The 26,281-nt window shown below is 59.7% G+C and carries 26 protein-coding genes; 13 read left to right on the forward strand and 13 right to left on the reverse strand.

The features are described 5' to 3' along the window. Positions 1–4: 4 nt before the first annotated feature. Complete coding sequence (mfd, locus tag N2A98_RS07870) at positions 5–3,454, reverse strand: transcription-repair coupling factor (protein ID WP_078802726.1); 3,450 nt, start codon at positions 3,452–3,454, stop codon at positions 5–7. 340 nt (positions 3,455–3,794) lie between these two features. Here mfd and N2A98_RS07875 point away from each other — a divergent pair, with 340 nt between their 5' ends. Beyond that, the gene (locus N2A98_RS07875) at positions 3,795–5,258 is read left to right on the forward strand and encodes a glyceraldehyde-3-phosphate dehydrogenase (protein WP_032873405.1); all 1,464 of its coding nucleotides are present in this window, start codon (positions 3,795–3,797) and stop codon (positions 5,256–5,258) included. Between the two features lie 171 nt (positions 5,259–5,429). On the opposite strand, the gene N2A98_RS07880 is transcribed toward N2A98_RS07875, so the two are convergent. Continuing rightward, a complete protein-coding gene (locus N2A98_RS07880) occupies positions 5,430–5,963 on the reverse strand; it encodes a chalcone isomerase family protein (RefSeq protein WP_069557144.1) in 534 nt (177 codons plus the stop codon). Positions 5,964–6,177: 214 nt separating this feature from the next. Between N2A98_RS07880 and sthA the strand changes: the two genes are divergently transcribed. Further along, entirely contained in the window at positions 6,178–7,572 is a 1,395-nt protein-coding gene (gene sthA / locus N2A98_RS07885) for a Si-specific NAD(P)(+) transhydrogenase (protein WP_003189670.1), read from the forward strand. Positions 7,573–7,614: 42 nt separating this feature from the next. On the opposite strand, the gene N2A98_RS07890 is transcribed toward sthA, so the two are convergent. Further along, positions 7,615–8,337: a glycerophosphodiester phosphodiesterase family protein gene (locus N2A98_RS07890; RefSeq protein ID WP_003189671.1), complete on the reverse strand. Its 723-nt coding sequence runs from the start codon at positions 8,335–8,337 to the stop codon at positions 7,615–7,617. 44 nt (positions 8,338–8,381) lie between these two features. Continuing rightward, positions 8,382–8,960, reverse strand: coding sequence for a PilZ domain-containing protein (locus tag N2A98_RS07895; protein ID WP_003189673.1), 579 nt, complete (start codon positions 8,958–8,960; stop codon positions 8,382–8,384). 94 nt (positions 8,961–9,054) lie between these two features. On the opposite strand from N2A98_RS07895, the gene N2A98_RS07900 reads away from it, so the two are divergent. From N2A98_RS07900 to N2A98_RS07910, 3 genes are read left to right on the forward strand one after another with little or no spacing between them, the layout of a single operon-like run. Further along, complete coding sequence (locus N2A98_RS07900) at positions 9,055–10,305, forward strand: lipoprotein-releasing ABC transporter permease subunit (protein WP_275623229.1); 1,251 nt, start codon at positions 9,055–9,057, stop codon at positions 10,303–10,305. A 7-nt stretch (positions 10,306–10,312) separates the two neighbouring features. Beyond that, positions 10,313–10,996, forward strand: coding sequence for a lipoprotein-releasing ABC transporter ATP-binding protein LolD (lolD, locus tag N2A98_RS07905; protein ID WP_019818240.1), 684 nt, complete (start codon positions 10,313–10,315; stop codon positions 10,994–10,996). Positions 10,997–11,056: 60 nt separating this feature from the next. Continuing rightward, on the forward strand, positions 11,057–12,301 hold the full coding sequence (locus N2A98_RS07910; protein WP_032892838.1) for a lipoprotein-releasing ABC transporter permease subunit: 1,245 nt from the start codon (positions 11,057–11,059) through the stop codon (positions 12,299–12,301). Between the two features lie 106 nt (positions 12,302–12,407). On the opposite strand, the gene N2A98_RS07915 is transcribed toward N2A98_RS07910, so the two are convergent. Beyond that, positions 12,408–13,754 (reverse strand): heavy metal sensor histidine kinase, encoded by a 1,347-nt coding sequence (locus N2A98_RS07915; RefSeq protein ID WP_275623230.1) that lies wholly within the window; start codon positions 13,752–13,754, stop codon positions 12,408–12,410. Beyond that, positions 13,751–14,431, reverse strand: coding sequence for a heavy metal response regulator transcription factor (locus N2A98_RS07920; RefSeq protein ID WP_044272918.1), 681 nt, complete (start codon positions 14,429–14,431; stop codon positions 13,751–13,753). Before N2A98_RS07920 ends, N2A98_RS07915 begins: the two co-directional genes overlap by 4 nt. 261 nt (positions 14,432–14,692) lie before the next feature. Here N2A98_RS07920 and N2A98_RS07925 point away from each other — a divergent pair, with 261 nt between their 5' ends. Together N2A98_RS07925 and queF are read left to right on the forward strand one after the other, a co-directional pair. Then, the gene (locus N2A98_RS07925) at positions 14,693–15,214 is read left to right on the forward strand and encodes a cupredoxin family protein (protein WP_044272920.1); all 522 of its coding nucleotides are present in this window, start codon (positions 14,693–14,695) and stop codon (positions 15,212–15,214) included. 66 nt (positions 15,215–15,280) lie between these two features. Then, entirely contained in the window at positions 15,281–16,111 is an 831-nt protein-coding gene (gene queF, locus N2A98_RS07930; RefSeq protein WP_044272922.1) for an NADPH-dependent 7-cyano-7-deazaguanine reductase QueF, read from the forward strand. Between the two features lie 152 nt (positions 16,112–16,263). Here queF and N2A98_RS07935 read toward each other — a convergent pair whose 3' ends face one another. Continuing rightward, entirely contained in the window at positions 16,264–16,530 is a 267-nt protein-coding gene (locus N2A98_RS07935; RefSeq protein ID WP_047710338.1) for a DUF4404 family protein, read from the reverse strand. A gap of 111 nt (positions 16,531–16,641) precedes the next feature. After that, entirely contained in the window at positions 16,642–17,250 is a 609-nt protein-coding gene (locus N2A98_RS07940) for an HAD family phosphatase (RefSeq protein ID WP_275623231.1), read from the reverse strand. Between the two features lie 195 nt (positions 17,251–17,445). Here N2A98_RS07940 and N2A98_RS07945 point away from each other — a divergent pair, with 195 nt between their 5' ends. Next, on the forward strand, positions 17,446–18,135 hold the full coding sequence (locus N2A98_RS07945) for a VacJ family lipoprotein (RefSeq protein WP_032892828.1): 690 nt from the start codon (positions 17,446–17,448) through the stop codon (positions 18,133–18,135). Positions 18,136–18,197: 62 nt separating this feature from the next. Here N2A98_RS07945 and N2A98_RS07950 read toward each other — a convergent pair whose 3' ends face one another. Further along, positions 18,198–18,494: a PilZ domain-containing protein gene (locus N2A98_RS07950; protein WP_047710340.1), complete on the reverse strand. Its 297-nt coding sequence runs from the start codon at positions 18,492–18,494 to the stop codon at positions 18,198–18,200. Between the two features lie 276 nt (positions 18,495–18,770). On the opposite strand from N2A98_RS07950, the gene rssB reads away from it, so the two are divergent. Further along, positions 18,771–19,952, forward strand: coding sequence for a two-component system response regulator RssB (gene rssB, locus N2A98_RS07955; protein ID WP_014717527.1), 1,182 nt, complete (start codon positions 18,771–18,773; stop codon positions 19,950–19,952). Continuing rightward, the gene (rssC, locus tag N2A98_RS07960; protein WP_003172602.1) at positions 19,952–20,434 is read left to right on the forward strand and encodes an anti-sigma factor antagonist RssC; all 483 of its coding nucleotides are present in this window, start codon (positions 19,952–19,954) and stop codon (positions 20,432–20,434) included. Before rssB ends, rssC begins: the two co-directional genes overlap by 1 nt. A gap of 196 nt (positions 20,435–20,630) precedes the next feature. Here rssC and tal read toward each other — a convergent pair whose 3' ends face one another. Beyond that, positions 20,631–21,557, reverse strand: coding sequence for a transaldolase (tal, locus tag N2A98_RS07965; RefSeq protein WP_044272927.1), 927 nt, complete (start codon positions 21,555–21,557; stop codon positions 20,631–20,633). 412 nt (positions 21,558–21,969) lie between these two features. Between tal and N2A98_RS07970 the strand changes: the two genes are divergently transcribed. Continuing rightward, positions 21,970–22,716: a hypothetical protein gene (locus N2A98_RS07970; RefSeq protein WP_275623232.1), complete on the forward strand. Its 747-nt coding sequence runs from the start codon at positions 21,970–21,972 to the stop codon at positions 22,714–22,716. Between the two features lie 195 nt (positions 22,717–22,911). Here the strand turns inward: N2A98_RS07970 and dusA are convergent, their stop codons facing one another. The 3 genes from dusA to N2A98_RS07985 form a co-directional block, all read right to left on the reverse strand. Beyond that, positions 22,912–23,898: a tRNA dihydrouridine(20/20a) synthase DusA gene (gene dusA / locus N2A98_RS07975; RefSeq protein WP_275623233.1), complete on the reverse strand. Its 987-nt coding sequence runs from the start codon at positions 23,896–23,898 to the stop codon at positions 22,912–22,914. 83 nt (positions 23,899–23,981) lie between these two features. Next, positions 23,982–24,266 (reverse strand): type II toxin-antitoxin system RelE/ParE family toxin, encoded by a 285-nt coding sequence (locus N2A98_RS07980; RefSeq protein WP_275623594.1) that lies wholly within the window; start codon positions 24,264–24,266, stop codon positions 23,982–23,984. Further along, positions 24,256–24,498 carry a CopG family transcriptional regulator gene (locus tag N2A98_RS07985; protein ID WP_275623234.1) on the reverse strand — a complete coding sequence of 81 codons (243 nt, stop codon included), beginning with the start codon at positions 24,496–24,498 and terminating at the stop codon, positions 24,256–24,258. Before N2A98_RS07985 ends, N2A98_RS07980 begins: the two co-directional genes overlap by 11 nt. Positions 24,499–24,688: 190 nt before the next feature. Here N2A98_RS07985 and N2A98_RS07990 point away from each other — a divergent pair, with 190 nt between their 5' ends. Both N2A98_RS07990 and N2A98_RS07995 read left to right on the forward strand, forming a co-directional pair. Then, positions 24,689–25,606 carry a hypothetical protein gene (locus N2A98_RS07990; protein ID WP_275623235.1) on the forward strand — a complete coding sequence of 306 codons (918 nt, stop codon included), beginning with the start codon at positions 24,689–24,691 and terminating at the stop codon, positions 25,604–25,606. Between the two features lie 176 nt (positions 25,607–25,782). Then, entirely contained in the window at positions 25,783–26,148 is a 366-nt protein-coding gene (locus tag N2A98_RS07995; protein WP_275623236.1) for a DUF6124 family protein, read from the forward strand. Positions 26,149–26,281: the final 133 nt, after the last annotated feature.

Consider the following 26,281-nt stretch of genomic DNA (forward strand, 5'->3'; position numbering starts at 1 on the left):
GTCCTTAAACGGATTTCGGAATGAGGCGTTCAAACAGCGCCTCCAAGATGTTGAAGCGTTCTTCGGCACGTTCCATCGGCACCATGAACTTGAACAGCGTAGCCCCTTCGAACTTGTAGCGGTTGGGCTGGCCCTGGATCAGCTTGATCAGCACCAGCGGGTCGACCGGCGTCTGCGCTTCGAATTCGATACGCCCGCCTTGCGGCCCGGCGTCGACTTTCTTGATGCCCAACTGCTCGGCATGCAACTTGAGCAGGGTGAGGCGCACCAGGTTCTTGGTCGGCTCCGGCAGCAGGCCGAAGCGGTCGATCATCTCTACCTGCAAGTCCTTGAGGCCTTCTTCATCGGCCGCCGAGGCAATGCGCTTGTACAGGATCAACCGTGCATGCACATCCGGCAGGTAGTCTTCGGGAATCAACGCCGGCAAGCGCAGGTTGATCTCCGGGCCGCCGCCCAAGGGTTGGTCGAGGTTCGGTTGCTCGCCTTTGCGGATGGCTTTCACCGCGCGTTCGAGCATCTCCATATACAGCGTGAAACCCACCGCCTGGATCTGCCCACTCTGGCCATCGCCGAGCAACTCGCCGGCACCCCGGATTTCCAGGTCATTGGTGGCCAATACAAAGCCAGCGCCGAGGTCCTGGGTATTGGCGATCGCTTCCAGGCGTTTTTCCGCATCGGAAGTGATCTGCTGGCGCGGTGGTGTCAGCAGGTACGCATAAGCCTGGTGGTGACTGCGCCCGACGCGGCCGCGCAATTGGTGCAACTGCGCCAGGCCGAACTTGTCGGCGCGCTCGATGATGATGGTGTTGGCGCTCGGCACGTCGATGCCGGTCTCGATGATGGTCGAGGCGATCAGCACGTTGAAGCGCTTGTGATAGAAGTCGCTCATCACCTGTTCGAGTTCGCGCTCGCGCATTTGCCCATGGCCGATGGCGATGCGGGCCTCCGGCACCAGTTCGGCGAGGTCGGCGGCGCATTTCTCGATGGTCTTTACGTCGTTGTGCAGGTAGTACACCTGGCCGCCACGCAGCAGTTCGCGCAGCAGGGCTTCCTTGACCGTGCTCTTGTTCTGCTCCATCACAAAGGTGCGCACCGACAAACGACGCGCCGGTGGCGTGGCGATGATCGACAGGTCGCGCATGCCCGACACCGCCATGTTCAGCGTGCGCGGAATCGGCGTGGCGGTGAGGGTGAGGATGTCGACTTCGCTGCGCAGGGCCTTGAGCTGTTCTTTCTGGCGCACGCCAAAGCGGTGTTCTTCGTCGATGATCACCAGGCCCAGGTTCTTGATCTTCACATCGTCCGACAGCAACTTGTGGGTGCCGATCACGATGTCGATCTTGCCTTCGGCCAGATCGGCTACGGCGGCATTCACTTCCTTGGCGGACTTGAAGCGGCTCATCACCTCCACGGTCACCGGCCAGTCGGCAAAGCGGTCGCGGAAACTGTTGTAGTGCTGCTGGGCGAGCAGGGTGGTGGGCACCAGGATCGCCACCTGGCGACCGCCGTGTACCGCAATAAAGGCAGCGCGCATGGCCACTTCGGTCTTGCCAAAGCCCACGTCGCCACACACCAGGCGGTCCATCGGCTTGGGCGCGAGCATGTCGGCGCGCACCGCTTCGATGGTGGTTTGCTGGTCGGGGGTTTCTTCGAAGGCAAAGCCGGCGCTGAAAGTGGCGTAGTCGGCTTTCGGGTCGGCGAACGCATAACCTTCGCGGGCGGCGCGACGGGCATAGATATCGAGCAGTTCGGCGGCCACGTCGCGCACCTGTTCGGCGGCCTTGCGCTTGGCTTTCTGCCAGGTCTCGGAGCCCAGGCGGTGCAACGGCGCCAAGGCGTCGTCGCTGCCGGTGTAGCGGGCGATCAGGTGCAGGTTGGCCACCGGCACGTAAAGCTTGGCGCCCTCGGCGTATTCCATGGTGAGGAATTCGGCGGCCTGGTTGTCGATCTCCAGGGTCTGCAGGCCCAGGTAGCGGCCCACGCCATGGTCGATATGCACCACCGGCGCGCCTTCGCGCAGCTCGGTGAGGTTCTTGATCACCGCGTCGTTGTTGGCGTCGGCGCGTTTTTCCCGGCGCCTGCGCTGCATCACGCGCTGGCCGAACAGCGGGCTTTCGGCGATCAAGGCCAGCGCCGGGTCATCCAGCCGCAGCCCTTCGTCCAGCGGCGCGATGGTGATCGCCAGGCGCTCTTTGCTGGCGACAAAATCCGGCCAGCTGTCGACGGTTTTCGGCCGCAGCTTCAGGCGTTCCAACAGCTCCAGCAGCACTTCGCGGCGCCCGGCGGATTCGGCGGTGAACAGCACGCGGCCGGGGAAGTCACCGAGGAAGTTCGACAGCGCCTCCAGCGGTTGTGTGGCTTTGGCCTGGATTGCCAAATCGGGCAGCGCGCTCGCCGGGAAACGCTCACGGCCACTGCCAGCGTCCACGTCCTGCTGGCTGGCGACCACACGCGGCCAGTTTTTCAGGCGGGCGAAGCAGTCTTCTACCGGCAGGAATAATTCAGCGGGCGGCAATAAAGGCCTGGATGGATCGACGCGGCGTTCTTCGTAGCGGTTGCGCACATCGTTCCAGAAGTTTTCCGCCGCCTGTTCGATACCCGGCAGCGAGAACACCTGGGTGTCCTGGGGCAGGTAGTCGAAGAGGGTGGAGGTCTCGTCGAAGAACAACGGCAGGTAGTACTCGATACCGGCAGGTGTAATCCCGCTGCTCAAGTCCTGGAAGATCGGGCAACGACGGAAGTCGACATCGAAGCGCTCACGAAAGCGCGCCTTGAAGCGTGTCACCGCGTCTTTTTGCAGCGGGAATTCCCGTGCCGGCAGCAGCTTGATCGAATCGACCTTGTCGATGGAACGCTGGTTCTCCGGATCGAAGGTGCGCAGCGTCTCGATCTCGTCATCGAACAGGTCGATGCGGTACGGCAACTTGCTGCCCATCGGGAACAGGTCGATCAAGGCGCCGCGCACCGCGAACTCACCGTGCTCGTACACCGTGTCGACGCAGCGGTAGCCGCTGGCTTCCAGGCGCGTGCGCATCTGCTCCACATCGAGCTTCTGGCCGACGTCCAGCACCAGGCTGCTGCCGAGCAGGAACTTGGTTGGCGCCAGGCGATGCAGGGCAGTGGTGATCGGCACCACCAGCACGCCATGTGCCAGTTCCGGCAGGCGGTACAGGCTGGCGATGCGCTGGGAGATGATGTCCTGGTGCGGCGAGAACAGATCGTAAGGCAGGGTTTCCCAGTCGGGAAAATGCAGCACCGGCAAATCCGGGGCGAAGAAGCTCAGCTCCTGCTCCAACCGTTCGGCACTTTGGCTGTCGGCGGTGAGCAGCAGGGTAAAGCGCTTGGCTGCGCTGGCAGCCTCGGCAATGGCCAGGCTCAGGGCGGCACCGGGCAGGTTGCCCCAGTGCTGTTTACCTGCCGCGGCAGGGAGTAGCGGTAGACGCAGAACGGGCACGGAAGGTTGAGCTCCAAGCGTTGCGACAAAGTCGGTAATTGTAACGGCCCCAGGTGCCGCCTGTCAGTTGCTGACTGTGCCTATTACGGTTTGTAGGAAATGTAGTGGCTAAGACAAACAATGGCGGGTTTTGACTCAATATGTAGTGCCAAAATGCGCGAATGTTTAGGAGGGTTACGGACAAGTCGGCCTGCTCGCCAAACTAGTGGCCTTCTGGAACCCGCGTGTTTCCTGGGCTGTAGCGCGGTGGTATTTTTTTGCAAGGGCTTTTTGTTGCCCTTCGCGCATTGCTCAACGCTCAGTCGGGCGACATAATGTAGCCCCTTTTTTCTGCCCCTACATGTGGAAGGTTCCCGTGACTCAGAAGCCCGACCAGTGTCTTGGTGAATGGATCGACCGTGAAGCACTCGCTGAAGCGATGATTCCGCTTATCGGTCAGCTGTACCGCAATAACAATGTGGTGAGCTCGATCTATGGCCGCAGCCTGATCAACCAGTCTGTCATCGCGATTCTCAAAGCCCACCGCTTTGCGCGCCATCGCTCCGCCGACGACAGCGAACTCTCCGTCCACGAAACATTCCCACTGCTCAAAGCCATGAGCGAGCTCAAGCTCGGCGCGGCTTCGGTAGACCTGGGCAAGTTGGCGTACAAATTCCGCAAAGAAGGCGCTGGCCGCACCGCCGAGCAGTTCGTGCGTGAAGAAATGGCCGATGTGGTTGGCCAGCAAAACGCTGCCGCCCGTAAAGGCACCGACGTGGTGTTGTACGGCTTCGGTCGTATTGGCCGCCTGCTGGCGCGCATCCTGATCGAAAAAACCGGTGGCGGCGACGGCCTGCGCCTGCGTGCCATCGTGGTGCGCAAAGGCGCCGAGAACGACCTGACCAAGCGCGCCAGCCTGCTGCGTCGCGACTCGGTACATGGCTCGTTCAATGGCACCATCACCATTGACGAAGAAAACAACACCATCACCGCCAACGGTAACCTGATCCAGGTGATCTACGCGAAGAACCCGACTGAGGTGGATTACACCCAGTACGGCATCCAGAACGCCCTGCTGGTGGACAATACCGGCGTATGGCGTGATGCCGAGGGCCTGGGCCAGCACCTGGCGTGCCCGGGTGTTGACCGCGTTGTGCTGACCGCGCCTGGCAAGGGCAAGCTCAAGAACATCGTGCACGGCATCAACCACGCTGAAATCACCGCTGACGACAAGATCGTGTCCGCCGCTTCCTGCACCACCAACGCCATCGTGCCGGTGCTCAAAGCTGTGAACGACAAGTTCGGCATCGTCAACGGCCACGTTGAAACCGTTCACTCGTACACCAACGACCAGAACCTGATCGACAACTTCCACAAGGGCGATCGCCGTGGCCGTAGCGCCGCGTTGAACATGGTGATCACCGAGACCGGTGCCGCCACCGCTGCTGCCAAGGCCCTGCCTGAGCTGGCTGGCAAGCTGACCGGTAACGCCATCCGTGTACCGACGCCGAACGTGTCGATGGCCATTCTCAACCTCAACCTTGAGAAAGCCGCCACCCGTGAAGAGATGAACGAGTACCTGCGCTACATGGCGCTGCACTCCGACCTGCACAAGCAGATCGACTTCGTCAATTCCCAGGAAGTGGTCTCCACCGACTTCGTTGGCTCGCGCCACGCCGGTGTGGTGGACGCCGAAGCGACCATCACCCAGGACAACCGTGTTGTGCTGTACGTGTGGTACGACAACGAGTTCGGCTACAGCTGCCAGGTGGTTCGCGTGATGGAAGACATGGCTGGGGTCAACCCGCCTGCGTTTCCGCGCTAAGCCTTTGCGCTGAATGAAGAAGCCCCGACTGGTTCGGGGCTTTTTCATGGCTGTGGGTTTTGTGGTGTCTGGGCGGGCCTTATCGCAGGCAAGCCAGCTCCCACAGTTGAACTGCATTTACCTGTGGGAGCGGGCTTGCCCGCGATGACGATGGAAAGGTCAACACCGCCATCACTTGAGTAGCGTGTTGCGCAAACTGTCCGACAGCCCCTTGGGCCCCAGCCAGATACCCAGGTAGGCCTTCGCTAATTCAGCGTCCGGGCTGCTGAACACCACCTGCCCATTAATCTCCAGATTCAACCCGCGCCCCGGACGAAAATCCAGGGCATAGCGATCGCCGCTGCGAATATCCCGAAAGCGCGCGTGCAGCTTGGCTATCTCCGAGTTCAACCCGGCATTGGCCTGCTGGCGTTCCAGGGTGACGGTGGCCGCCTTGATCACATCATTGCGGTCGATGTCGCGAAAGTAATACAGCGCCAGGCGCACAGCCTTCTGCTGGTCCCAGGCCTGCTTTGCCGGCAGGTCAGCCGGTGCATACAGCGCCGCCGCATACACATCCGCCCAGAGATAGTTGAACACCGCCTGGTTTTTCAAGGCCAGCCCCTCGACCTGTGCCGGGAAGCTCGCCTGCTTGAGCCGCTGCGCATCGTTGGCGTGCGCCGTGAGCGACACCATCAGCATCAAACAAAAAAATAGTTGTCGCATAATGGCTCATCCTGAATTCGGCGCTGGTTTGCGTCCTGTAGTATGGCAACACTGGCCTACGACGCGACCAAGGGTTAATGTTCGCGGCGCTCGGCCTTCTATAGACTGTGCCCCGGTTCACACACTTGAGCCAAATTGTCCTTCATGCACGCTGGCCGCGGCATGATTTAGCCCGGCGTCCAACCGTACGCCTGGCCTGTTCTGAGGAGTACGCATGGCTGTCTACAACTACGACGTGGTGGTACTGGGTTCCGGCCCAGCTGGAGAAGGTGCGGCGATGAACGCTGCCAAAGCAGGGCGCAAGGTGGCGATGGTCGATAGCCGTCGCCAGGTCGGCGGTAACTGCACCCACCTGGGTACCATCCCGTCCAAGGCGTTGCGTCACTCGGTACGGCAGATCATGCAGTTCAACACCAACCCGATGTTCCGGGCCATTGGTGAGCCGCGCTGGTTCTCGTTCCCGGACGTATTGAAAAGCGCTGAAAAAGTCATCTCCAAGCAAGTCGCCTCGCGCACCGGCTACTACGCCCGTAACCGCGTCGACCTGTTCTTCGGCACCGGCAGTTTCGCCGACGAGCAAACCGTGGAAGTGGTCTGCGCCAATGGTGTGGTCGAGAAGCTGGTGGCCAAGCACATCATCATCGCCACCGGTTCGCGCCCGTATCGCCCGGCGGACATCGATTTTCACCACCCGCGTATCTACGATAGCGACACCATCCTGAGCCTGGGCCACACCCCGCGCAAACTGATCATCTACGGCGCCGGCGTGATCGGCTGTGAATACGCCTCGATCTTCAGCGGCCTGGGTGTACTGGTGGAGCTGGTGGACAACCGTGACCAGTTGCTCAGCTTCCTCGACTCGGAAATTTCCCAGGCGTTGAGCTACCACTTCAGCAACAACAACATCACCGTGCGCCATAACGAAGAGTACGAGCGGGTTGAAGGCCTGGACAACGGGGTGATCCTGCACCTCAAGTCCGGCAAGAAGATCAAGGCCGACGCCTTGTTGTGGTGCAACGGCCGTACCGGCAACACCGACAAGCTGGGCATGGAAAACATCGGGGTCAAGGTCAACAGCCGTGGCCAGATCGAAGTGGATGAGAACTACCGCACCTGCGTGCCGAACATCTACGGCGCCGGTGACGTGATCGGCTGGCCAAGCCTGGCCAGTGCCGCCCATGACCAGGGCCGCTCGGCCGCTGGCAGCATTGTCGACAATGGCAGCTGGCGCTACGTGAACGACGTGCCGACCGGGATCTACACGATTCCCGAGATCAGCTCCATCGGCAAGAACGAGCACGAACTGACCAAGGCCAAGGTGCCTTACGAAGTGGGCAAGGCGTTCTTCAAGAGCATGGCGCGTGCGCAGATCGCCGGCGAGCCGCAAGGCATGCTGAAAATCCTGTTCCACCGCGAAACCCTGGAAGTGCTCGGCGTGCATTGCTTCGGCTACCAGGCCTCGGAGATCGTGCACATTGGCCAGGCGATCATGAACCAGCCGGGTGAGCAAAATACCCTCAAGTATTTCGTCAACACCACCTTCAACTACCCGACCATGGCCGAAGCCTATCGGGTAGCGGCCTACGACGGCCTCAACCGGCTTTTTTGAGCGGCTCCGGCCGGTGGCCTGAGCCGGCCGGGGAGACCGATTTCAGTAATTCTCGAGGGTGGCAGTGGCCAAACCGGGAAAGTCTGTAATCAGGCTATCTACGCCGAAGTCGGCGAGCCTGCGCATCAGCGCAGGTTCGTTGACTGTCCACACGGACACATGCAAACCCTGGCGCTGGGCTTTTTCCAGCCGCTCGGGGGTGCACAGCGTCCAGTTCAATGCCAAGTACTCACAGCCGTAGTTCTGCGCGACCTTCAGCGGGTCGAGCCAAGCGTATTCAGCGACCAGGCCGCGTGACAGGTCTGGGGTGAGTTCCACGGCGGCCTTGAGCACTTCCCGCGAGCTTGACGTCACCGTAACCTTGTCCATCAAGCCAAAGCGCACAGCCATTTCGCGAATCGCCAGCACGGTGGTGGCGGCTCGGGTACGCGAGGCACTTTTGACTTCCAGTTGCCAGTGATCGAAGTCGCACTGTTCGAACAACGCCTCCAGGCGTGGGATCGGGCAGGGGCTTACCCAGCCTGGGCCGCCTTTGCGGGCGTCCATTTTCACCAGGTCAGCCGCCGAATACTCGACGACTTTGCCGCGCCGGTCGGTGGTGCGCTTGAGCGTCGGGTCGTGGATGACCATCAACTCGCCGTCCATGGACAGGTGCAAGTCCAGCTCGCAGCGGCGTACGCCGTGCTTGAGGCACTCCTGAAAGCTGGTCAGGGTGTTTTCCGGTGCTTCGCCTTTGGCACCGCGGTGGCCGTAAATCAGGGTCACAGTTGCTCCTTTGCGCCAGGATGGCTGGCGTCGTGAATACGCATTCAGAGGTCTTCGCTTTGTTCTCGCGCCAGGCGGCGTTCCTGGGCCTGTTTCTGCAGGATATAGCGCGCCAGCAGTTGGCGTTGGGCATCGGTCATGGACTCGAATTCCGTGCCCACATCAAAGCCGTCGCCCTTGGGGTCGCAATGGGTCACCCGCGCGCGTAGCAACAGGCCGAGCGCCTGGGGCATCAGCACCAGCTTGACTGCCAGGTGAGTGTCGGCGGCCAGCGGCGTGGGGTGCTGGAAGTCGATGCCGCCTTCGGAGAGGATCACCGGTTGCGGCGCACCTACCTCGTTCAGCAAACCGCGGGCCATAACCTGGCTGAGCAGGTCCAGGCGTTTGTTCTGCACTTTGAGGAACGCCGCCAGGCTGCGGTCTTTCTCGTTGATCTGGCGCAGCAGGTGCTGGGCTTCGAATTCGCTCAGGTGCAGTTCGCTGAGCAGATTGAACAGCGGCGAATCATCCAGCAACACTTCCTTGCTCGCCGCGTCGGGGCCAGACAGGGGTTTGATTTGAAGTGCGATCATGTCATCGATACGGTAGTATTCGCGGCGCTCTTCTTCATCTAATGTCGACATGGCGAACCCCAGGTAACGGTAATGGTCTGAGTGTAAAGCTGCTGACCAGACCCCGCCACCGGGACGTCTTCTTTTCCTCCGAACAAGCCCCGACATGTTCAGACCTCTCTTCGTATTTATCGGCACGCGTTATACCCGTGCAAAGCGTCGCAATCATTTTGTGTCGTTCATTTCCTTGACCTCGATGATCGGTCTCGCCCTGGGCGTGGTCGTGATGATCGTGGTGCTGTCGGTGATGAATGGCTTCGATCATGAGATGCGCACCCGCGTGCTGGGCATGGTGCCCCACGCGACCATTGAAGGCGATGCGCCGATCAATGACTGGCAAAGCATGGCCGCCAAGGTCCAGCAGAACCCCAAGGTGGTGGCGGTCGCGCCGTTTACCCAGATGCAGGGTTTGCTGACCAACGACGGCAAGGTGCAGAAGATCCTGCTCAATGGCATCGATCCGGCCCAGGAGCGTAACGTCTCGATCATCGATAAGTTCATGCTGCAAGGTAAGCTCGACGCGCTGGCGCCGGGCAGCTTCGGCATCGTCATCGGTGACAAGGCCGCGGCCAAGCTGGGCGTGGGGGTTGGCGACAAGCTGACCTTCGTCGCCCCGGAAGTCACCGTGACCCCGGCCGGCATGTTCCCGCGCATGAAGCGCTTTACCGTGGTGGGCACCTTCCACGTCGGCGCTGGCGAGATCGACGGCTACATCGGCCTGACCAACCTCACCGACCTGGCCCGCCTGCATCGCTGGCAGCCCGACCAGGTGCAGGGCCTGCGCCTGAAATTCAACGACCTGTTCGACGCCCCGCGCGGCGCCTGGGAAATTGCCCAGCACCTGGGGGAGACCGAGTATTACGCCCGCGACTGGACCCGCACCCACGGCAACCTGTACCAGGCCATCCGCATGGAAAAAGCCATGATCGGCCTGTTGTTGTTGCTGATCGTCGCCGTGGCGGCCTTCAACATCATCTCCACGCTGGTGATGGTGGTGAACGACAAGAAGGGCGACATCGCCATCCTGCGTACGTTGGGCGCCACGCCGGGGCAGATCATGGCGATCTTCATGGTGCAGGGCACCGTGATCGGCGTGGTCGGCACCTTGATCGGCACGGCGGTGGGCATTCTGGCCGCGCTGAACGTCAGCGCCGCCATTGCCCTGCTTGAAAAAGTGATCGGCCACAAGTTTCTCAACGCCGACGTCTACTTCATCGATTACTTGCCGTCCCAGGTGCAAACCCAGGACGTGCTGATGGTGGGCGGCGCCGCGTTGGTCCTGAGCTTCCTTGCCACCCTGTATCCAGCCTGGCGCGCGGCACGTACCCAGCCAGCACAGGCATTACGTTATGAGTGAATCGGGCATGAGTGAAAAAGCAATCCTGAGCTGCCGCAACCTGGGCAAATCCTACGAGGAGGGCCCGGAGTCGGTGGTGGTGCTGTCCAACCTGCAGCTTGAACTGCACCCTGGCGAGCGCGTGGCGATCGTCGGCAGTTCCGGTTCCGGCAAAAGTACCTTGCTCAACCTGTTGGGCGGCCTCGATACGCCGTCCCAGGGCAGCGTATGGCTGGCCGGTGAAGAACTGTCGGCCTTGAATGAAAAGGCTCGTGGCCAACTGCGCAACCGCTCGTTGGGCTTTGTGTACCAGTTCCACCACTTGCTGCCGGAATTCACCGCCCTGGAAAACGTGTGCATGCCGCTGTTGATCGGCAAAACCGCAATTCCCGAAGCGCGCCAGCGTGCCACGGCCTTGCTCGAACGCGTCGGCCTGGGCCACCGCCTGGAGCACAAGCCAGCGGAGTTGTCCGGCGGTGAGCGCCAGCGTGTGGCGATTGCCCGTGCCCTGGTGAACAACCCCGGCCTGGTGATGCTCGACGAGCCGACCGGTAACCTCGACTCCCACACCGCCCAGGGCATCAAGGACTTGATGCTGGAGTTGAGCACCCAGATGCGCACCGCGTTCCTGGTGGTGACCCATGACATGAGCATGGCCCGGCAGATGGACCGCGTACTGCATTTGCAGGAAGGTCATCTGGTCGCTATCTGACCTGTTGCACGCCCGGTTTTTTGAGGCCGGGCTTTTTCATTTTTCCAACGGTGCCCGCGAATGTTCAGACCGTTATCGATTTTTATCGGCACGCGCTATACCCGCGCCAAGCGCCGCAACCGTTTTGTCTCGTTTATCTCGATGACCTCGATGATCGGCCTCGCCCTGGGCGTATTGGCGATGATCGTGGTGCTTTCGGTGATGAACGGCTTTCAGCGCGAAATGAGCTCGCGCATCCTCGGCATGGTGCCCCACGCCACTATCGTCGGCGTAAAGCCGATTGACGATTGGCAGCCGGTGGCCGCCGCTGCGATGAAGAATCCGCAAGTCACCGCCGCTGTGCCCTTCACCCAGATGGATGGCATGTTTTCCTATAAGGGCGCGATGCAGCCGATCGAAATCAGCGGCGTCGACCCGGCCCAGGAAGGCAAGGTGTCGATCGTGGCCCAGCACATCGTGCGCGGCAAACTCGACGACCTCAAACCTGGTGAGTTCGGCGTGGTGGTCGGTGATATCACTGCACGCCGCTTTCGCCTGAGCGTGGGCGACAAGCTGACCCTGATCGTGCCGGAACTCAGCAGCGCCCCGGGCGGTATTACCCCGCGCATGCAGCGCCTGAACGTGGTGGGCATTTTCAAGGTTGGCGCCGAGCTGGATGGCTCCATGGCCCTGATCCACATGGCCGACGCCGCTGAAATCCAGCATTGGCAGCCCAATCAGGTGCAAAGCGTGCGCCTGGCGGTGAAGGACCTGTATGCAGCGCCCAAAGTCTCGGCGGACATCGCCGCCAGCCTGGGCGCGGCTTACAAGCCGGATGACTGGACCCACACCCAGGGCAGCCTGTTCAGCGCGATGAAAATGGAAAAGACCATGATCGGCCTGCTGTTGCTGATGATCGTCGCCGTGGCCGCGTTCAACATCATCGCCACCTTGATCATGGTGGTGAACGACAAGGGCGCGGACATCGCTATCCTGCGTACCATCGGCGCTACACCTCGGCAGATCATGGCGATCTTCATGGTGCAGGGCACCGTGATTGGCGTGGTCGGCACCTTGATCGGCGGCGTGCTGGGGGTGATTGCGGCGCTGAACGTGAGTGAGCTGGTGGGCTGGCTGGAGCGGGTGAGCGGGCAGCATATCTTCAGTTCGGATGTGTACTTTGTCAGCAACCTGCCGTCGGAGCTGCAAGGTGGGGATGTGTTGCTGATTTGCTCGGCGGGGTTTGTGTTGAGTTTCTTGGCGACGATTTACCCGGCGTATCGGGCGGCTAAGATTGAGCCGGCGCATGCGCTCAGGTATTCGTAACCTTTAAAACCGCTTTCGCAGGCAAGCCAGCTCCCACATTGTGACTGTATTCACAGCTCAAATTGTGGGAGCTGGCTTGCCTGCGATAGGGCCGGCCCAGCTTGCATCAATCCCCCTTGGGCAACTCAATCACAAACCTTGTCCAGCCCGCCTGCGACTCACAATAAATTCTCCCGCCATGCGCCCGCACAATCGACTGGGTAATCGCCAACCCCAGCCCCGCATGTTCACTGCTGCCGGCACGCCTAGACGGATCGGCTCGGTAGAAACGGTCAAACAGCCGCGGCAATAACGGCGCAGAAATGCCTTCCCCGCTGTTCTCCACCGTCAGTGTCACGCCACTCTCGATCCGCACCCGCACTTCACCGCCCGGTGGGGTAAAGCGCAGCGCGTTATCCAACAAGTTCGACAGGGCCCGGCGCAACATGCCGCGATCGCCCATCGTCTGGGCGGTGCCTTCGCGCACCAGCGTCACCTGCGCGTCCTCCGCCAGCAGGGTAAAAAATTCCAACAGTGCGTCGACCTCATCGCCCAAATCCAGCGCTTCTCGGCTGGGCATCAGCAAGCCGTGGTCAGCTTTGGCCAGGTAAAGCATGTCGTTGACCAGTTGCGCCATCCATTGCAGCTCTTCGAGGTTGCTGTGCAGCGCCTCGCGGTAATCCTCCAGCGGGCGCGGTTGGGTGAGGATGACTTGGGTCTGGGTCAGCAGGTTGGACAGCGGTGTGCGCAGTTCGTGGGCGATATCCGCGCTGAAGGCGGACAGGCGCTGAAAGGCGTCGTCCAGGCGCGCCAGCATAGCGTTGACGGCCTGGGCCAGTTCCGCGAGTTCCACCGGCATTTGCTCTTGGGGTAAGCGTTGCGTGAGGGATTGGGCGGAGACGCTGGCGGCCACTTCGCCCATGCGCCGCAGCGGTCGCAAGCCACTGCGCGCAGCCCAGGCGCCGAGCAGGGCAGTGGCCAGCGCCGAGAGGCCGACGGTCAGCCAGATCAAGCGTTGCATGCGTTGCAGAAAGTGCTGGTGGTGGGTGATGTCGAGGATCAGGGTCAACTGGGGCGAATCCAGTTGGCTTGGCGTCAAGGGCGCGATGAAGACGCGGTAGTCGGTGCCCGCCTGCTGCAGGCTATGCAGGCCGGGCGCCTGGGGCAAGCTAAGGTTGGGCGCGCCGTCCAGCCAACGTTGACCCGCCCCGGTGATGCGCAAGGTGAGGTCGGGCTGGTGATCGAGTTCGGCACTCAGTTGAGGGGTGCGCTGGGCGAGGTCTTCCGGTGAGGCGACACCCTGCAAGGTGCTGCGCAGGGCCACCAGTTTGCTTTCGAGCTGTTGCTGGTCCAGCTCCATGAAGTGCGCCTCGCTGGCCCGGTTGAACAACACCCCGGCGATCAACGAGACCACCGCCGTGCAGGCGGCAAACAGCAGCGCCAGGCGGCTGGTCAGGGACAGGCGCTTGATCACGTGAACCGCTCCTCCAGCACGTAACCCATGCCGCGTACGGTGTGGATCAGTTTGTTGGGGAAATTGTCGTCGACCTTCAGGCGCAGGCGGCGAATGGCGACTTCGATGATATTGGTGTCGCTGTCGAAATTCATGTCCCACACCTGGGAGGCGATCAGCGTCTTGGGCAGTACTTCGCCCTGGCGACGCAGCAGCAGCTCCAGCAGGGCGAACTCCTTGGCGGTGAGGTCGATGCGCTGGCCGCTGCGCTCGACGCGGCGGCGGATCAAGTCCAGGCTCAGGTCGGCCAGTTGCAACAGGGTGTCCTGCGGCGTGCTGCTGCCCCGGCGCAACAAGGTGCGCACCCGCGCCAGCAGTTCGGAAAAGGCGAAGGGTTTGACCAGATAATCGTCGGCGCCCAACTCCAGGCCGTGTACCCGGTCTTCGACGGCATCGCGGGCGGTGAGGAACAGCACCGGGATGTCCAGGCCGGCACTGCGCACCGCCTGCAGGATTTGCCAGCCGTCGCGGCCGGGCAGCATCACATCGAGGATCAACAAGTCATAGTCGCCCGTCAGCGCCAGGTGCTGGCCACTGGTGCCGTCGGCCACCAGCTCGGTGGTAAAACCCGCTTCGGACAGGCCCTGGCGCAGGTAATGACCGGTTTTGGGTTGGTCTTCGACGATCAGCAGTTTCATATCGGGCTCTTGATAGGGGCTATGTAGGAGCGAGCTTGCTCGCGAAAAACGCCAACGGTAACGCGGGCTGTCAGGCTTGACGCGTTGTGCTTAAGTCCTTCGCGAGCAAGCTCGCTCCTACAAAAAAACATTGGGCTTTATACCGTGCTCGTCAGGGTATGGGCGCAAGCTGACAAAGTTGTAATCTAGCAGTCAGCTGGCTGGCAGCGAGGCCATCTTAAAGTGTTGCCCAAGCTGGATACCTATTGTGGAGAGTGAAAGATGGCGTTGCGTACACCCCTGTTATTGGCGGGCTGCCTGCTGGCGTTGAGTTTCAATGCACTGGCGGATGCGACTCACACCTACGCGTTCGGCCAGCCGGCCCCGGCGGATAAAGCCACGCGCACCGTTGAAGTCACGCTGCGGGACATTGCCTTTGAGCCCAAGTCCCTGGACGTCAAAGCCGGTGAAACCGTGCGCTTCGTGCTGGTCAACAAAGGCCAGTTGCTGCATGAGTTCAACCTGGGCGACGCGGCCATGCATGCCGCCCACCAGAAAGAGATGATGCAGATGCAGGCCAGCGGCATGCTGACTGCCACTGGCATGGGCAAGATGGACCACAGCGCCATGGGCCATGGCGACATGGGCGGTATGAAGCACGACGATCCCAACAGCGTGCTGGTGGAGCCGGGCAAGACGGCCGAGCTGACCTGGACGTTCAAGCAGGCCACAGGCCTTGAGTTCGCCTGCAACCTGCCAGGGCATTATCAGGCGGGCATGGTCGGCAAACTGACCGTTGAGTGAGGCGTTTGTTAAGGGCGGGGGCAAAGGCTGGTAGACTGGCGCGGTTTATTTAGCCAGGTTTCCGCCATGCATCCCGCAGCCGAACATTCGCCGCTGGGCAAGTCCAGTGAATACATCTCCACCTACACGCCTTCGTTGCTGTTTCCGATTCCACGCGCCGCCAAGTGGGCCGAGCTGGGCCTGAGCGCCGAGACCCTGCCGTACAAGGGCGTGGATTTCTGGAACTGCTTCGAACTGTCCTGGTTGTTGCCTTCCGGCAAGCCGGTGGTGGCCATCGGTGAGTTCAGCATTCCCGCCGACTCGCCGAACATCATCGAGTCCAAGTCGTTCAAGTTGTACCTCAACTCGCTGAACCAGACCGCGTTTGCCGACACGCAAAGCCTTGAAGCCACCCTGCGCACCGACCTCAGCTTTGCGGCCGGCAAGCCCGTGAACGTGCGCATTCGCAGCCTGGCCGATATCGAGGCCGAAGGCGTGATGGCATTGCCGGGGGTGTGCATTGACGACCTGGATATCAACGTCAGCAGCTACGAACACCCGCGCCCGGAACTGTTGCGTTGCGATGACTCGCGCGTGGTGGAGGAGAGCGTGCACAGCCACCTGCTCAAATCCAACTGCCCGGTGACCAGCCAGCCTGACTGGGGCAGTGTGGTGGTGGAATATCGCGGTGCGGCGCTGGATCATGCCAGCCTGCTGGAATATATCGTCAGCTTTCGCCAGCACTCGGACTTTCATGAGCAGTGTGTGGAGCGGATCTTCCTGGACTTGCAGCGCTTGCTCAAGCCGGAGAAGTTGACCGTGTATGCGCGGTATGTGCGCCGGGGTGGGTTGGATATCAATCCGTATCGCAGCACTGAAAATACCCAGTTCCTGAACGTGCGCCTGGCGCGTCAGTAAGCCTTACCCAGATCCCAATGTGGACGGGGGCTTGTGTGGGAGCGGGCTTGCTCGCGAATGCGGTGGGTCAGTTACACATGAACTGACTGATACACCGCATTCGCGAGCAAGCCCGCTCCCACATTTGGTTTTGTGTTTGGCTTGGGTTTGGGTTAGATGCCGATATTGGCCAGGGTGGTCATGATATTGCGCAAGGTCCCAGAGATGACTGGATGTTCAGCATCAAACTCTATGGCCGCTTGATTCACATCGTCGGAAATACTGGGTGTCTGAGTCGCCGGTTCCAATTCAAGTTGCATTTCGAACTTGGCAATCAGCGCCTCCAGTGCTTTGCGTTTCTCCACTGGCAGCGGCGGGTCCTGTTCCAACTGCCCGCGCAGGATCTCGACCTGTTCTTCCAGTTTTTTGCGATCAGGCATGACGTTCTTTCCTTTTATCGATAGGCACTGGCATAGACCGCGGCGCGCCGTGAAAGGTCTACGGGCTGACCTGTAGATTAATCCACTGGGGCCAACTGTGCATGATCTCGATCAGGGCTTCTCGCCCTTGAGCTGGCGCAGGCGGATGTCGGCCAGGCAGGTGCCGAGTTCGCCGAGGTGGTCGATCACCGAGTGCACGCCCAGGCCATAGAGTGCCACCGTGGCCTTGCCACGCTTGTGTTCGCGTTGCTGCTCGGTGAGCGCCTGCCATTGCTGGGGCGACAGGCCGCAGAGCGAACCGCAGGAGGCCAGGCCGATGGTCCACAAGCCGGCGTTCAGGCCCGATTGCAGCAGGCGCGGCTCGCCGCTGACCAGTACGCAGCCTTCCAGGCGTTCGATGTTTAACTCCATCAAGGCTTGCCAGCAGGCGTGGGGCGCGGGCCAGCGAATGGAGGAGGGCGAGGCGGCCTTGAGCCAGCCAGGCAGGCCGGCGCACAGTGGCGTGGTCACGGCGGGAGGCAGTTCGTCCAGCCAGGCGCAGGGCACGCCTTGTTCTTTGAGGTTGCGCAGGCTTTTCAACGCGCCTGGCGTGGCCTCGGCGTCGGCGCAAGGTGAGTCGGTGCGCGCCAGGGAACCAAAATCCACCAGGCAGCCACTCAGGCCAAATAACACGGCGGTCAACGAGGGGGCGGCGGCGACGGCAATCTCGGCGTGTGGCATCTGAACGTCCCTGAAATAGCTGAAACGCTATCGGGGCGGCATGACAAGGGGATGACACTGTCGATATTTGTAGGAATTTTGTGCATTTTCCGTAAGACGATTCCAGGTAGCTGCCTAAATCGACACTTCCGTCATATACTGACAGCCTTATTCAGGGCATAGCGCCCATGACAGACCATTCAAGGAGCAAAAGCTATGCGCTGGAGCCAGTACTTCGCTCAGCTATCGGTGTGTGCCACCATCCTGTTGGCACCGTTCGCAGCCCAAGCGGCCTCGGAAGATGACCCATGGGAAAGCGTCAACCGCCCCATCTTCACCTTCAACGACACCGTTGACACCTACGCCCTCAAGCCTCTTGCCCAGGGCTATCAGTTCGTCACCCCGCAATTTGTGCAGGACGGCGTTCACAACTTCTTCCGCAACATCGGTGATGTCGGCAACCTGGCCAACAACGTGCTGCAACTCAAGCCGCACAATGCAGGCGTCGACACCGCCCGCCTGTTGGTCAACACCACGTTTGGCGTACTCGGCTTTATCGATGTCGGCACCAAAATGGGGCTGCAGCGCAGCGATGAAGACTTCGGCCAAACCCTCGGCTACTGGGGCGTGGGCAGCGGCCCGTACGTGATGATCCCGTTGCTGGGCCCAAGCACCTTGCGTGATGCGCCGTCCAAATACGTCGACAGCTACACCCAACCGTACCGCTACATGAACGACATCGGCTGGCGTAACAGCACCTTCGGCCTCAACGTCGTCGACGTGCGCGCCAGCCTGCTCGACAGCGAGAAGCTGATCAGCGGCGACAAGTACACCTTCATTCGTAACGCTTACCTGCAGAACCGCGAGTTCAAGGTCAAGGACGGCAAGGTCGTTGACGACTTTTAAGCTGTGACGTTTTGAAATGAAAAAGGCGACCTTTGTAAGGTCGCCTTTTTTGTGCGCGCTTTTCAGCGCATTTTTAAAATCTTCAAGCCTAGTTGTTGCTCGTCCCCGGCCGCCTTGGCCCACACCACCTCCGTATCGGCCTCAAGGCCTTTGAGGGCAGCGTGTTCTGAGTCGATGCGTACTGTCAGCAGGTCGCCCACAGTGAACTGGCGAGGTGCCTGCACCTGCATGCCGGAACTGGAGAGGTCCACACAGGTACCGGCAATCTCCTGCCCGGCGTGGATCAAAGACACATCGGCATCTATTCGCATGCGGATGAAGTCGCGTTTTTCGGCGTAGTCGCGCTCGTGTTCGCTCACAGCATCCATCCTTACTTTGCGTTGTGGTTGTGAGGGTTCTTATAACTCCCGGTGATTTGCGGTGTAAAGACGCCCGGCGACCATCGGCATGAGCTTGAAACCCCTCACGGATGGGAGTACCGTCTGCGCCTTAGAAGGGCACCTCTGCTTTACCGTTGTGCATGGGCCAAATCCCAATGCTTTGTAGGACAGAGAGGCTAGAAAGCGAATCCAGTACGTGAGCCCGGCCATTGCCGAGCCGCCTACGCCAACCTAATTCTGGCGCCGTTTGCCCACATGCAAAAAACCAGTGCCACGCTGCTGATAATCGATGACGACGAAGTAGTGCGCGCGAGCCTCGCGGCCTACTTGGAAGACAGTGGCTTCAGCGTCCTGCAGGCCAGTAATGGCCAACAGGGTCTCCAGGTATTCGAGCGCGACAAGCCCGACCTTGTGATCTGCGACCTGCGCATGCCCCAGATGGGCGGCCTGGAGCTGATTCGCCAGGTGACCGACCTTGCCCCGCAAACGCCAGTGATTGTCGTGTCCGGTGCCGGTGTCATGAACGATGCCGTTGAAGCCTTGCGCCTGGGCGCCGCCGATTACCTGATCAAGCCCCTGGAAGACCTGGCCGTGCTGGAGCACTCGGTGCGCCGCGCCCTGGACCGTGCACGCCTGCTCCTGGAAAACCAGCGCTACCGCGAAAAGCTCGAGACCGCCAACCGCGAACTCGAAGCCAGCCTGAACCTGTTACAGGAAGACCAGAACGCCGGTCGCCAGGTGCAGATGAACATGCTGCCGGTAAGCCCCTGGACGATTGACGAATTCAAGTTTGCCCACCAGATCATCCCGTCGTTGTACCTCTCGGGTGATTTTGTCGACTATTTCCGCGTCGATGAGCGCCGCGTGGCGTTCTACCTGGCCGACGTATCCGGCCACGGCGCGTCTTCGGCGTTTGTCACCGTGTTGTTGAAGTTCATGACCACACGGCTGTTGTTCGAGTCCAAGCGCAATGGCACCTTGCCGGAGTTCACCCCCTCCGAGGTGCTGGGCCACATCAACCGAGGCCTGATCAGCTGCAAGCTGGGTAAGCACGTGACGATGGTCGGCGGCGTGATCGACGAAGAAACCGGTCTTTTGACCTACAGTATTGGCGGTCACCTGCCGATGCCTGTTTTGTACACTCCTGACAGTGTGCGCTACCTGGAAGGGCGTGGCCTGCCCGTAGGCTTGTTTAACGAAGCCACCTACGAAGACCACATCCTGGAACTGCCGCCGACCTTCAGCCTGACGCTGATGTCTGACGGTATTCTGGACCTTCTTCCAGAGCCTACACTCAAAGAGAAAGAAGCCGCCTTGCCCCAAAAGGTCAAGTCGGCGGGCGGCAGCCTGGATGGCCTGCGGCAGGTTTTTGGATTGGCCACGCTAGGGGAGATGCCGGATGATATCGCCCTATTGGTGTTGAGCAGGAATCTTTGATGAGTACCGGAAGAATCCAATTCGCCGAGCAAGACGGGACCTTCGTCCTGAAATTTGTCGGTGAAGTGCGCCTGACCTTGTGTTCGGCCCTGGATGCGACGATCGAGCGGATCTTCACAGCGCTGAACTTCTCGGCGATTGTGATCGACCTGACCGAAACGCGCAGCATCGATAGCACCACCCTGGGCCTGTTGGCCAAGTTGTCCATTCTGTCGCGGCAGAAGGTCGGCCTGTTGCCGACCGTGGTCACCACCCACGAAGACATCACCCGTCTGTTGCAGTCCATGGGCTTTGATCAGGTGTTCAACATCGTTGACCGCCCAATCCCCTGCCCGGAATGCCTCACCGACCTGCCGTCCCAGGACCAGTCCGAGGAAGTGGTGCGGGTCAAGGTGCTGGAAGCGCACAAGATCCTGATGGGCTTGAATGAGTCCAACCGCGAAGCCTTCCACGACCTCGTCAACGCCCTCGAGCGGCACTGACGGCCTCCCTGCTCAAACACACACAGTCCAATGTGGGAGCTGGCTTGCCTGCGATTGCGCACTGTCAGTCGATGAAGTGTTGGCTGGCCCACCGCTATCGCAGGCAAGCCAGCTCCCACACTGGACGGCGGTGACACCGACGCACAAAAAAGGGCGACACCCTCACAGGTGCCGCCCTTTTTGCCGCTAGCTGCCTTTACAGCTTGGCCGACAACAACGCCTCCAGCTTCTCCTGGTCCCGAGCAAACTGACGAATCCCCTCCGCCAGCTTCTCAGTCGCCATCGCGTCCTCGTTGGACTCCCAACGGAACTGCGCTTCAGTCATATGCACCCGCGCCTCACCGGCGTGGCCTGGCGCCAACTTGCGCTCCAGCTTGCCTTCATCGGCTGCCAGCTTCTCCAGCAGGTCCGGGCTGATGGTCAGGCGGTCACACCCGGCCAGCTCTTCGATCTGGCTGAGGTTACGGAAGCTCGCACCCATCACCACGGTCTTGTAGCCGTTAGCCTTGTAGTAGTTGTAGATGCGCGTCACCGACTGCACGCCCGGGTCTTCGGAGCCGGTGTAGTCGGTGCCGTTGGCCTTCTTGTACCAATCGTAGATACGGCCCACGAACGGCGAAATCAGAAACACACCCGCTTCGGCACAGGCCACGGCCTGAGCGAAGGAGAACAACAGCGTCAGGTTGGTCTGGATGCCTTCTTTTTCCAGCTTCTCGGCGGCGCGGATGCCTTCCCAGGTCGAAGCGATCTTGATCAGCACGCGGTCACGACCAACGCCGGCTTTGTCGTACAGGTCGATCAGACGGTGCGCACGCTTGAGAATCGCGGCCTCGTCGAACGACAGACGCGCATCCACCTCAGTGGAAATACGGCCCGGCACTACTTTGAGAATCTCTTGACCCACCGCCACCGCAAAGCGGTCACTGGCCAGGCCCACATCGCCGTTGCAGTCCTGCACGCACTCATCCAGCAGCTTGGCATAGCCCGGAATCGACGCAGCCTTGAGCAGCAGGGAAGGGTTGGTGGTGGCGTCTTGTGGCTTGAGCTTGGCGAGCGTGGAGAAATCGCCGGTATCGGCTACGACGGTGGTGAATTGCTTGAGTTGTTCCAGCTTGGAAGTCATGGGCGTGCTCTGTCCTGTGGGTCTAGTGACATTACCCGAGCGCTGGCAGGCGCTCAAGGGCGCAAATGCGTTAGGTCGTTTGCGAGGGCAATAACCTGAAAACAGCCGTTTGAATTACCGGCAGTGGTGCTCAGTTGGAGGGCAAAATCGCGGCTAGGTTCAACCGGATTCCACCCGTCCTGCGCCACCGGTTTCAAGCCAATTGATAGAGGCAATATCAATGTTTTGAAGTTGTGAAAAGTTTATTTTCCAGCTCTTTAGTTGTTGCTGTTTTTACTTGTGCTATACCTGACTGACAAGCGCTAACTTGGGCCGATAAAAACTCTGATGACATAACTGTCCGCGGCGAAGTGTGTGCGTCTGTGCATTAAAATCTGCTGGTTCGTTAGTTTGAAAGCAAAGGAGAGATGTAATGAAACGGAGTATATCAACACTATTCGCCGCCCTCGGTTTTATTTGTTCAACAACGGTATTTGCCGATGTGACGGTACAGCAGGCCCTCAGCGCCGGTTGTTACGATACCCAGGAAATGCGTGGCATCATTGACACTGCCAAGGCAGGTAAACCCATGGGGAGCCGCACCCTTGAAAAGGAAAACGAACTGACCTCATCCTACGGCGGCAAGATCACCGACACCCGAGTGACTGCGCCTGCCACCTGGGTGTACCGCGCGTATGAGAGCGCAGACACCAACAATTGGCACGTCCAGAAGCTCAAGGCCGGGGTGATCTACTCTAAGGCGCAGAACGACCTGGACAAATACGTCAAAGGAGGCGGCACACCCCAAGAGTACTGGGCCATCGATGGGCCTGACCTACACGCGCTGGGTTTTAACGGTGCCACCTATACGACAATGCGACTGCTCGCCTTACAGTCCAGCGACACCCCGAAAAGTCAGTTCGTGAGTTTTGCACTGGACTACGCCACCACCGGAACCTTTGGAGACGCCGTGTATGCACTGCAAGTAAACCCGAACTCACCCATTCTGGGGTTGGTTAACTGCAAAACGCCAGGCGGTGAAGTTCAATTTCAAATACTCGGCGGCACTACATTCAACACGCTTTACCGAAAAGTCAGGACCGATAAAGATTGGAAAAGGTATAACCGCGACACTGACCAATGGGTAACTGTGCCCAAAGGAACAGTGCCGGAAAACTAAGCAACAGTGCAGCAAGGGCCGGCAGCAACTGCCGCGCCCTTGCAATCACCGCTAAAAATGTGGGAGCTGGCCTGCGATAGCGCCGGTACATCCAATGAGCATCTACCTGGCACTCACCAGGCAAAAATGTGGGAGCGGGCTTGCTCGCGAAAGCGGAGTGTCAGCCTCCATCTAAACCAACTGACACTCGACCAATCACCGCCCCTCCAACAACGCCCCCGCCTGATCCAACAACGCCAACGGATCCGCCGCCTTATGAATATCCACCGACAACAACTGCCTGAACTTGCGTGCCCCTGGAAACCCCGTGCCCAACCCCAACACATGCCGCGTGATGTGATGCATCGTCCCACCACTGGCCAAATGCTCAGCAATATAAGGCCGCAACTGCGCCAACGCCTCCGCCCGGCTAATCACCGGCGCCTCACTACCAAACAACCGCTGATCCACCTCCGCCAACAGATACGGATTGTGATAAGCCTCCCGCCCCAGCATCACCCCATCAAACGTCTGCAAATGCTCCTGGCACTGCTCCAACGTCTTGATCCCACCGTTGAGATTAATCTCCAACTCCGGAAAGTCCCGCTTCAACTGCGCCGCCACGTCATAACGCAACGGCGGAATGTCCCGGTTCTCCTTGGGCGACAACCCCTCCAGAATCGCAATCCGCGCATGCACGGTAAAACTGGTGCAACCGGCATCCTTCACCGTGCCGACGAAATCACACAACTGGGCATAACTGTCCCGCCCATTGATACCGATACGGTGCTTCACCGTCACCGGAATCGACACCGCATCGCGCATGGCCTTCACACAGTCCGCCACCAGGGCAGGGTGCGCCATCAGGATCGCGCCGATCATATTGTTCTGCACGCGGTCGCTGGGGCAGCCGACGTTCAGGTTCACTTCGTCGTAACCGGCGGCCTCGGCCATACGGGCGCAGGCGGCCAGATCAACTGGGACACTGCCGCCCAATTGCAGCGCCAGCGGGTGCTCGGCTTCGTTGTGGCGCAGGAAGCGGTCGTGGTCGCCATGGAGGATCGCGCCGGTAGTGACCATCTCGGTGTAGAGCAGGGCGTGTTTGGAGAGCAGGCGCAGGAAGAACCGGCAGTGGCGGTCAGTCCAGTCCATCATGGGGGCGACGGAGAAGCGGCGGGAGAGTGGGGCGGTTTGTAGGGGCATGGGGGATCTGAGTTGGCGAGACGAATGGGGCGCAGTTTATCAGGAACGGATCTCGGGTGCCGGAGAGGCAGGTATTGCGCGCATTACCACTTCGAACGAGGACGTTGCCGCGTGTGGAATACGCCAAAAATCTGCAGTCGATCGCCCCGCACTCTATACGGGATCAGATAAGACCAGTTGGGAACTGCCCATTCGAGGGTATGTTTCACCCGACCTTCGCGCCCCATGGAAGGAAACTGAGCCAGCCTGTCGACGCTGGTAAAAATGGCATCCGAGAAGTCGTCAGCGGCTTTTGGGTTTTCGAGAGCGATATAGTTTGCTTCGTCTTCCAGATTCTTGAGTGCTTTTTCAAGCCACTCAACCCGTATTCTTGCTCCAACGCCTAGCGCGCATGGCTGCCACTTGGTCATCGGTGGCGAATTTGCCTTCGTCGGCTTCCTTTACTGCCAGCTCGATTTGGGCGGTCAGCGTTTTTTCGTGCTCGATGCAGTCGCGAAGAACGTCCATCGCCAGGCAGCTCGCTGTCTGGCCGTGGCTTTTGGCTAGGTCGGCGAGAGAGTTGGACAGGTCTTCCGGCAGGTTTAGGGATATCCCAGTCATGGCAGCCCCAATGATGGATGGTTGTGGGGCATCTTACACGTTGGGCCATTGAGCTGAATCGGCAGCTCGTCGAGAGATGTGTTTGGGGGTAAATCGTTACGTCCCTCAGCCAAATCAAAGCTTGGTATCGTGGTTTGACCCCGATATCTGTGCTAAGAATGAATCTGTCCAACGAACAAGAGGGGGCGCGATGACAGACCTTTGGGAGCCTGTGTCCGGAATTTTTTGGCGCTCTGCACCGCTGGTACCAGACATTGGCTGGTCAGTCGATTATGGAGCATTGTTCACTTCTGTTGTTGGAGCGTTAGCAGGTGCTGGTATTGGTGCATGGACGGCAGGCTACATTTCTGAGAGGAACAAAGTTCGAGAGCAACTGACCAAGGAAATTCGCGATACTAATGCTGCGATAGTACTTTCTCTAGGCATTATGAATTGTGGTATAGCTTTAAAGAAACAGCATGTTAAGGAGCTTCAAGAGGATTATGACGCTCAGAGAGGTAAATGCCGAGAGATAATCGTCAAAATGGCTGCTGGTCACCCACAGACTGAGATTCCACAAATAAATCTTCTGGAGTTGCAAGAGATAGCTCCGCCTGTTGTTCATCTGCAAGATATAGTTTTAAGTCGACTGTCTACAGTTGGTAGAGCACTGTCTGCTGCGACTGCGCTCACTGATGCGGTAGTTAATTTAAATACTATGCTGGCGCGTAGAAATGAGCTCATCACCCGGTTCAAAAATAATGACTTCCCACCTGGGGCTAGTAAGGAGCATTTCTGTTTCGGTCTGCGGTACGGTAATGGGCAAACGAATGAAGAGTATGGGGATTCAGTTAAAGGCATTGGCTTGTATACCGACGACGTCATTTTTTTCGGTTACGTGTTATGCGAGGACCTCATCGAGCATGCAAAATTGCTTGTAGAACGGTTCGACAAAAAAAGACTAGGAGGAAAGACTCCGGAAGTAAATGGCATCGATTTATCGGGTGCCCACGAAGGAGGTTGGATGCCGGATGCTGAAGCTTATGAGCCCTGGACATCCGGTTTTAAAAAAAGCCGAAATGAGCGGCGTAAGAAATGGAGTTTTCACTGGCCCGTACAACGGAAGTAAAGATATTGCGGCGCAAAACCACAACACTTCTTGGGAGTTTTCCTACGTTTCTCAGAGCTTGCCCGTCGGACCACCCGCCGCTAACCTTCTGAGGCCGCTGCAAACCCAGCGGCCGGAGGTGGAAGTCCGTATTGCTAAGGCGTTTTTAACTCCCGAAAATATTTGGAGCTTCGCCCATGCACAACAACACACGCAGTTCTTCACTTGATCAAAACGCATCGCCCGTCGATCCCAAGCTTAAAGCCGCAGCCCAGCGCGCAATCAATCATCACTTGCCCCCATCCGACGACGCTGCGCCCGTTGAACTCCCAAGCAACAACCTCTTCCTCGTAAACCCAACCATCGATCCCGAAACCCTCCTGGCCAACGCCGCCGAAAACCTCGCATCCGCCAACGAAATGGCCGCCACCTTGGCATTCGACCTCGACGACTCCCAACGCGCCATCGCCCTGGGCATCCAGCAGTTAATCGAGTTGAGCTCGCTGCTCGTTGACCGGGCCCAGGAGCAGGTTGCGCCTGTAACGGCCCCAGTCAAAGCCTGACAACCAACCCTGCCGCCTTACCCAAGGCGGCAACCTGAACTCATGCTGTCACCCAGCAAAGTTTCATAATCCCCTGCGCCGTTGAGGTCTAGGATTCCCTGCAAGAGAGGACCCCAGCGCCTCCAGCCCATAG

Source organism: Pseudomonas sp. FJ2-5-13, assembly GCF_029201605.1.
GTDB classification, from domain to species: domain Bacteria; phylum Pseudomonadota; class Gammaproteobacteria; order Pseudomonadales; family Pseudomonadaceae; genus Aquipseudomonas; species Aquipseudomonas lactis.

Bases quoted from the DNA above. Each gene is read 5' to 3' on its own strand.
- N2A98_RS07875 (WP_032873405.1), top strand. From the start codon at position 3,795: ATGTGGAAGGTTCCCGTGACTCAGAAGCCCGACCAGTGTCTTGGTGAA.
- N2A98_RS07880 (WP_069557144.1), bottom strand. From the start codon at position 5,963: ATGCGACAACTATTTTTTTGTTTGATGCTGATGGTGTCGCTCACGGCG.
- sthA (WP_003189670.1), top strand. From the start codon at position 6,178: ATGGCTGTCTACAACTACGACGTGGTGGTACTGGGTTCCGGCCCAGCT.
- N2A98_RS07895 (WP_003189673.1), bottom strand. From the start codon at position 8,960: ATGTCGACATTAGATGAAGAAGAGCGCCGCGAATACTACCGTATCGAT.
- N2A98_RS07900 (WP_275623229.1), top strand. From the start codon at position 9,055: ATGTTCAGACCTCTCTTCGTATTTATCGGCACGCGTTATACCCGTGCA.
- lolD (WP_019818240.1), top strand. From the start codon at position 10,313: ATGAGTGAAAAAGCAATCCTGAGCTGCCGCAACCTGGGCAAATCCTAC.
- N2A98_RS07910 (WP_032892838.1), top strand. From the start codon at position 11,057: ATGTTCAGACCGTTATCGATTTTTATCGGCACGCGCTATACCCGCGCC.
- N2A98_RS07920 (WP_044272918.1), bottom strand. From the start codon at position 14,431: ATGAAACTGCTGATCGTCGAAGACCAACCCAAAACCGGTCATTACCTG.
- N2A98_RS07925 (WP_044272920.1), top strand. From the start codon at position 14,693: ATGGCGTTGCGTACACCCCTGTTATTGGCGGGCTGCCTGCTGGCGTTG.
- queF (WP_044272922.1), top strand. From the start codon at position 15,281: ATGCATCCCGCAGCCGAACATTCGCCGCTGGGCAAGTCCAGTGAATAC.
- N2A98_RS07935 (WP_047710338.1), bottom strand. From the start codon at position 16,530: ATGCCTGATCGCAAAAAACTGGAAGAACAGGTCGAGATCCTGCGCGGG.
- N2A98_RS07940 (WP_275623231.1), bottom strand. From the start codon at position 17,250: ATGCCACACGCCGAGATTGCCGTCGCCGCCGCCCCCTCGTTGACCGCC.
- N2A98_RS07945 (WP_032892828.1), top strand. From the start codon at position 17,446: ATGCGCTGGAGCCAGTACTTCGCTCAGCTATCGGTGTGTGCCACCATC.
- rssB (WP_014717527.1), top strand. From the start codon at position 18,771: ATGCAAAAAACCAGTGCCACGCTGCTGATAATCGATGACGACGAAGTA.
- rssC (WP_003172602.1), top strand. From the start codon at position 19,952: ATGAGTACCGGAAGAATCCAATTCGCCGAGCAAGACGGGACCTTCGTC.
- tal (WP_044272927.1), bottom strand. From the start codon at position 21,557: ATGACTTCCAAGCTGGAACAACTCAAGCAATTCACCACCGTCGTAGCC.
- N2A98_RS07970 (WP_275623232.1), top strand. From the start codon at position 21,970: ATGAAACGGAGTATATCAACACTATTCGCCGCCCTCGGTTTTATTTGT.
- dusA (WP_275623233.1), bottom strand. From the start codon at position 23,898: ATGCCCCTACAAACCGCCCCACTCTCCCGCCGCTTCTCCGTCGCCCCC.
- N2A98_RS07985 (WP_275623234.1), bottom strand. From the start codon at position 24,498: ATGACTGGGATATCCCTAAACCTGCCGGAAGACCTGTCCAACTCTCTC.
- N2A98_RS07990 (WP_275623235.1), top strand. From the start codon at position 24,689: ATGACAGACCTTTGGGAGCCTGTGTCCGGAATTTTTTGGCGCTCTGCA.
- N2A98_RS07995 (WP_275623236.1), top strand. From the start codon at position 25,783: ATGCACAACAACACACGCAGTTCTTCACTTGATCAAAACGCATCGCCC.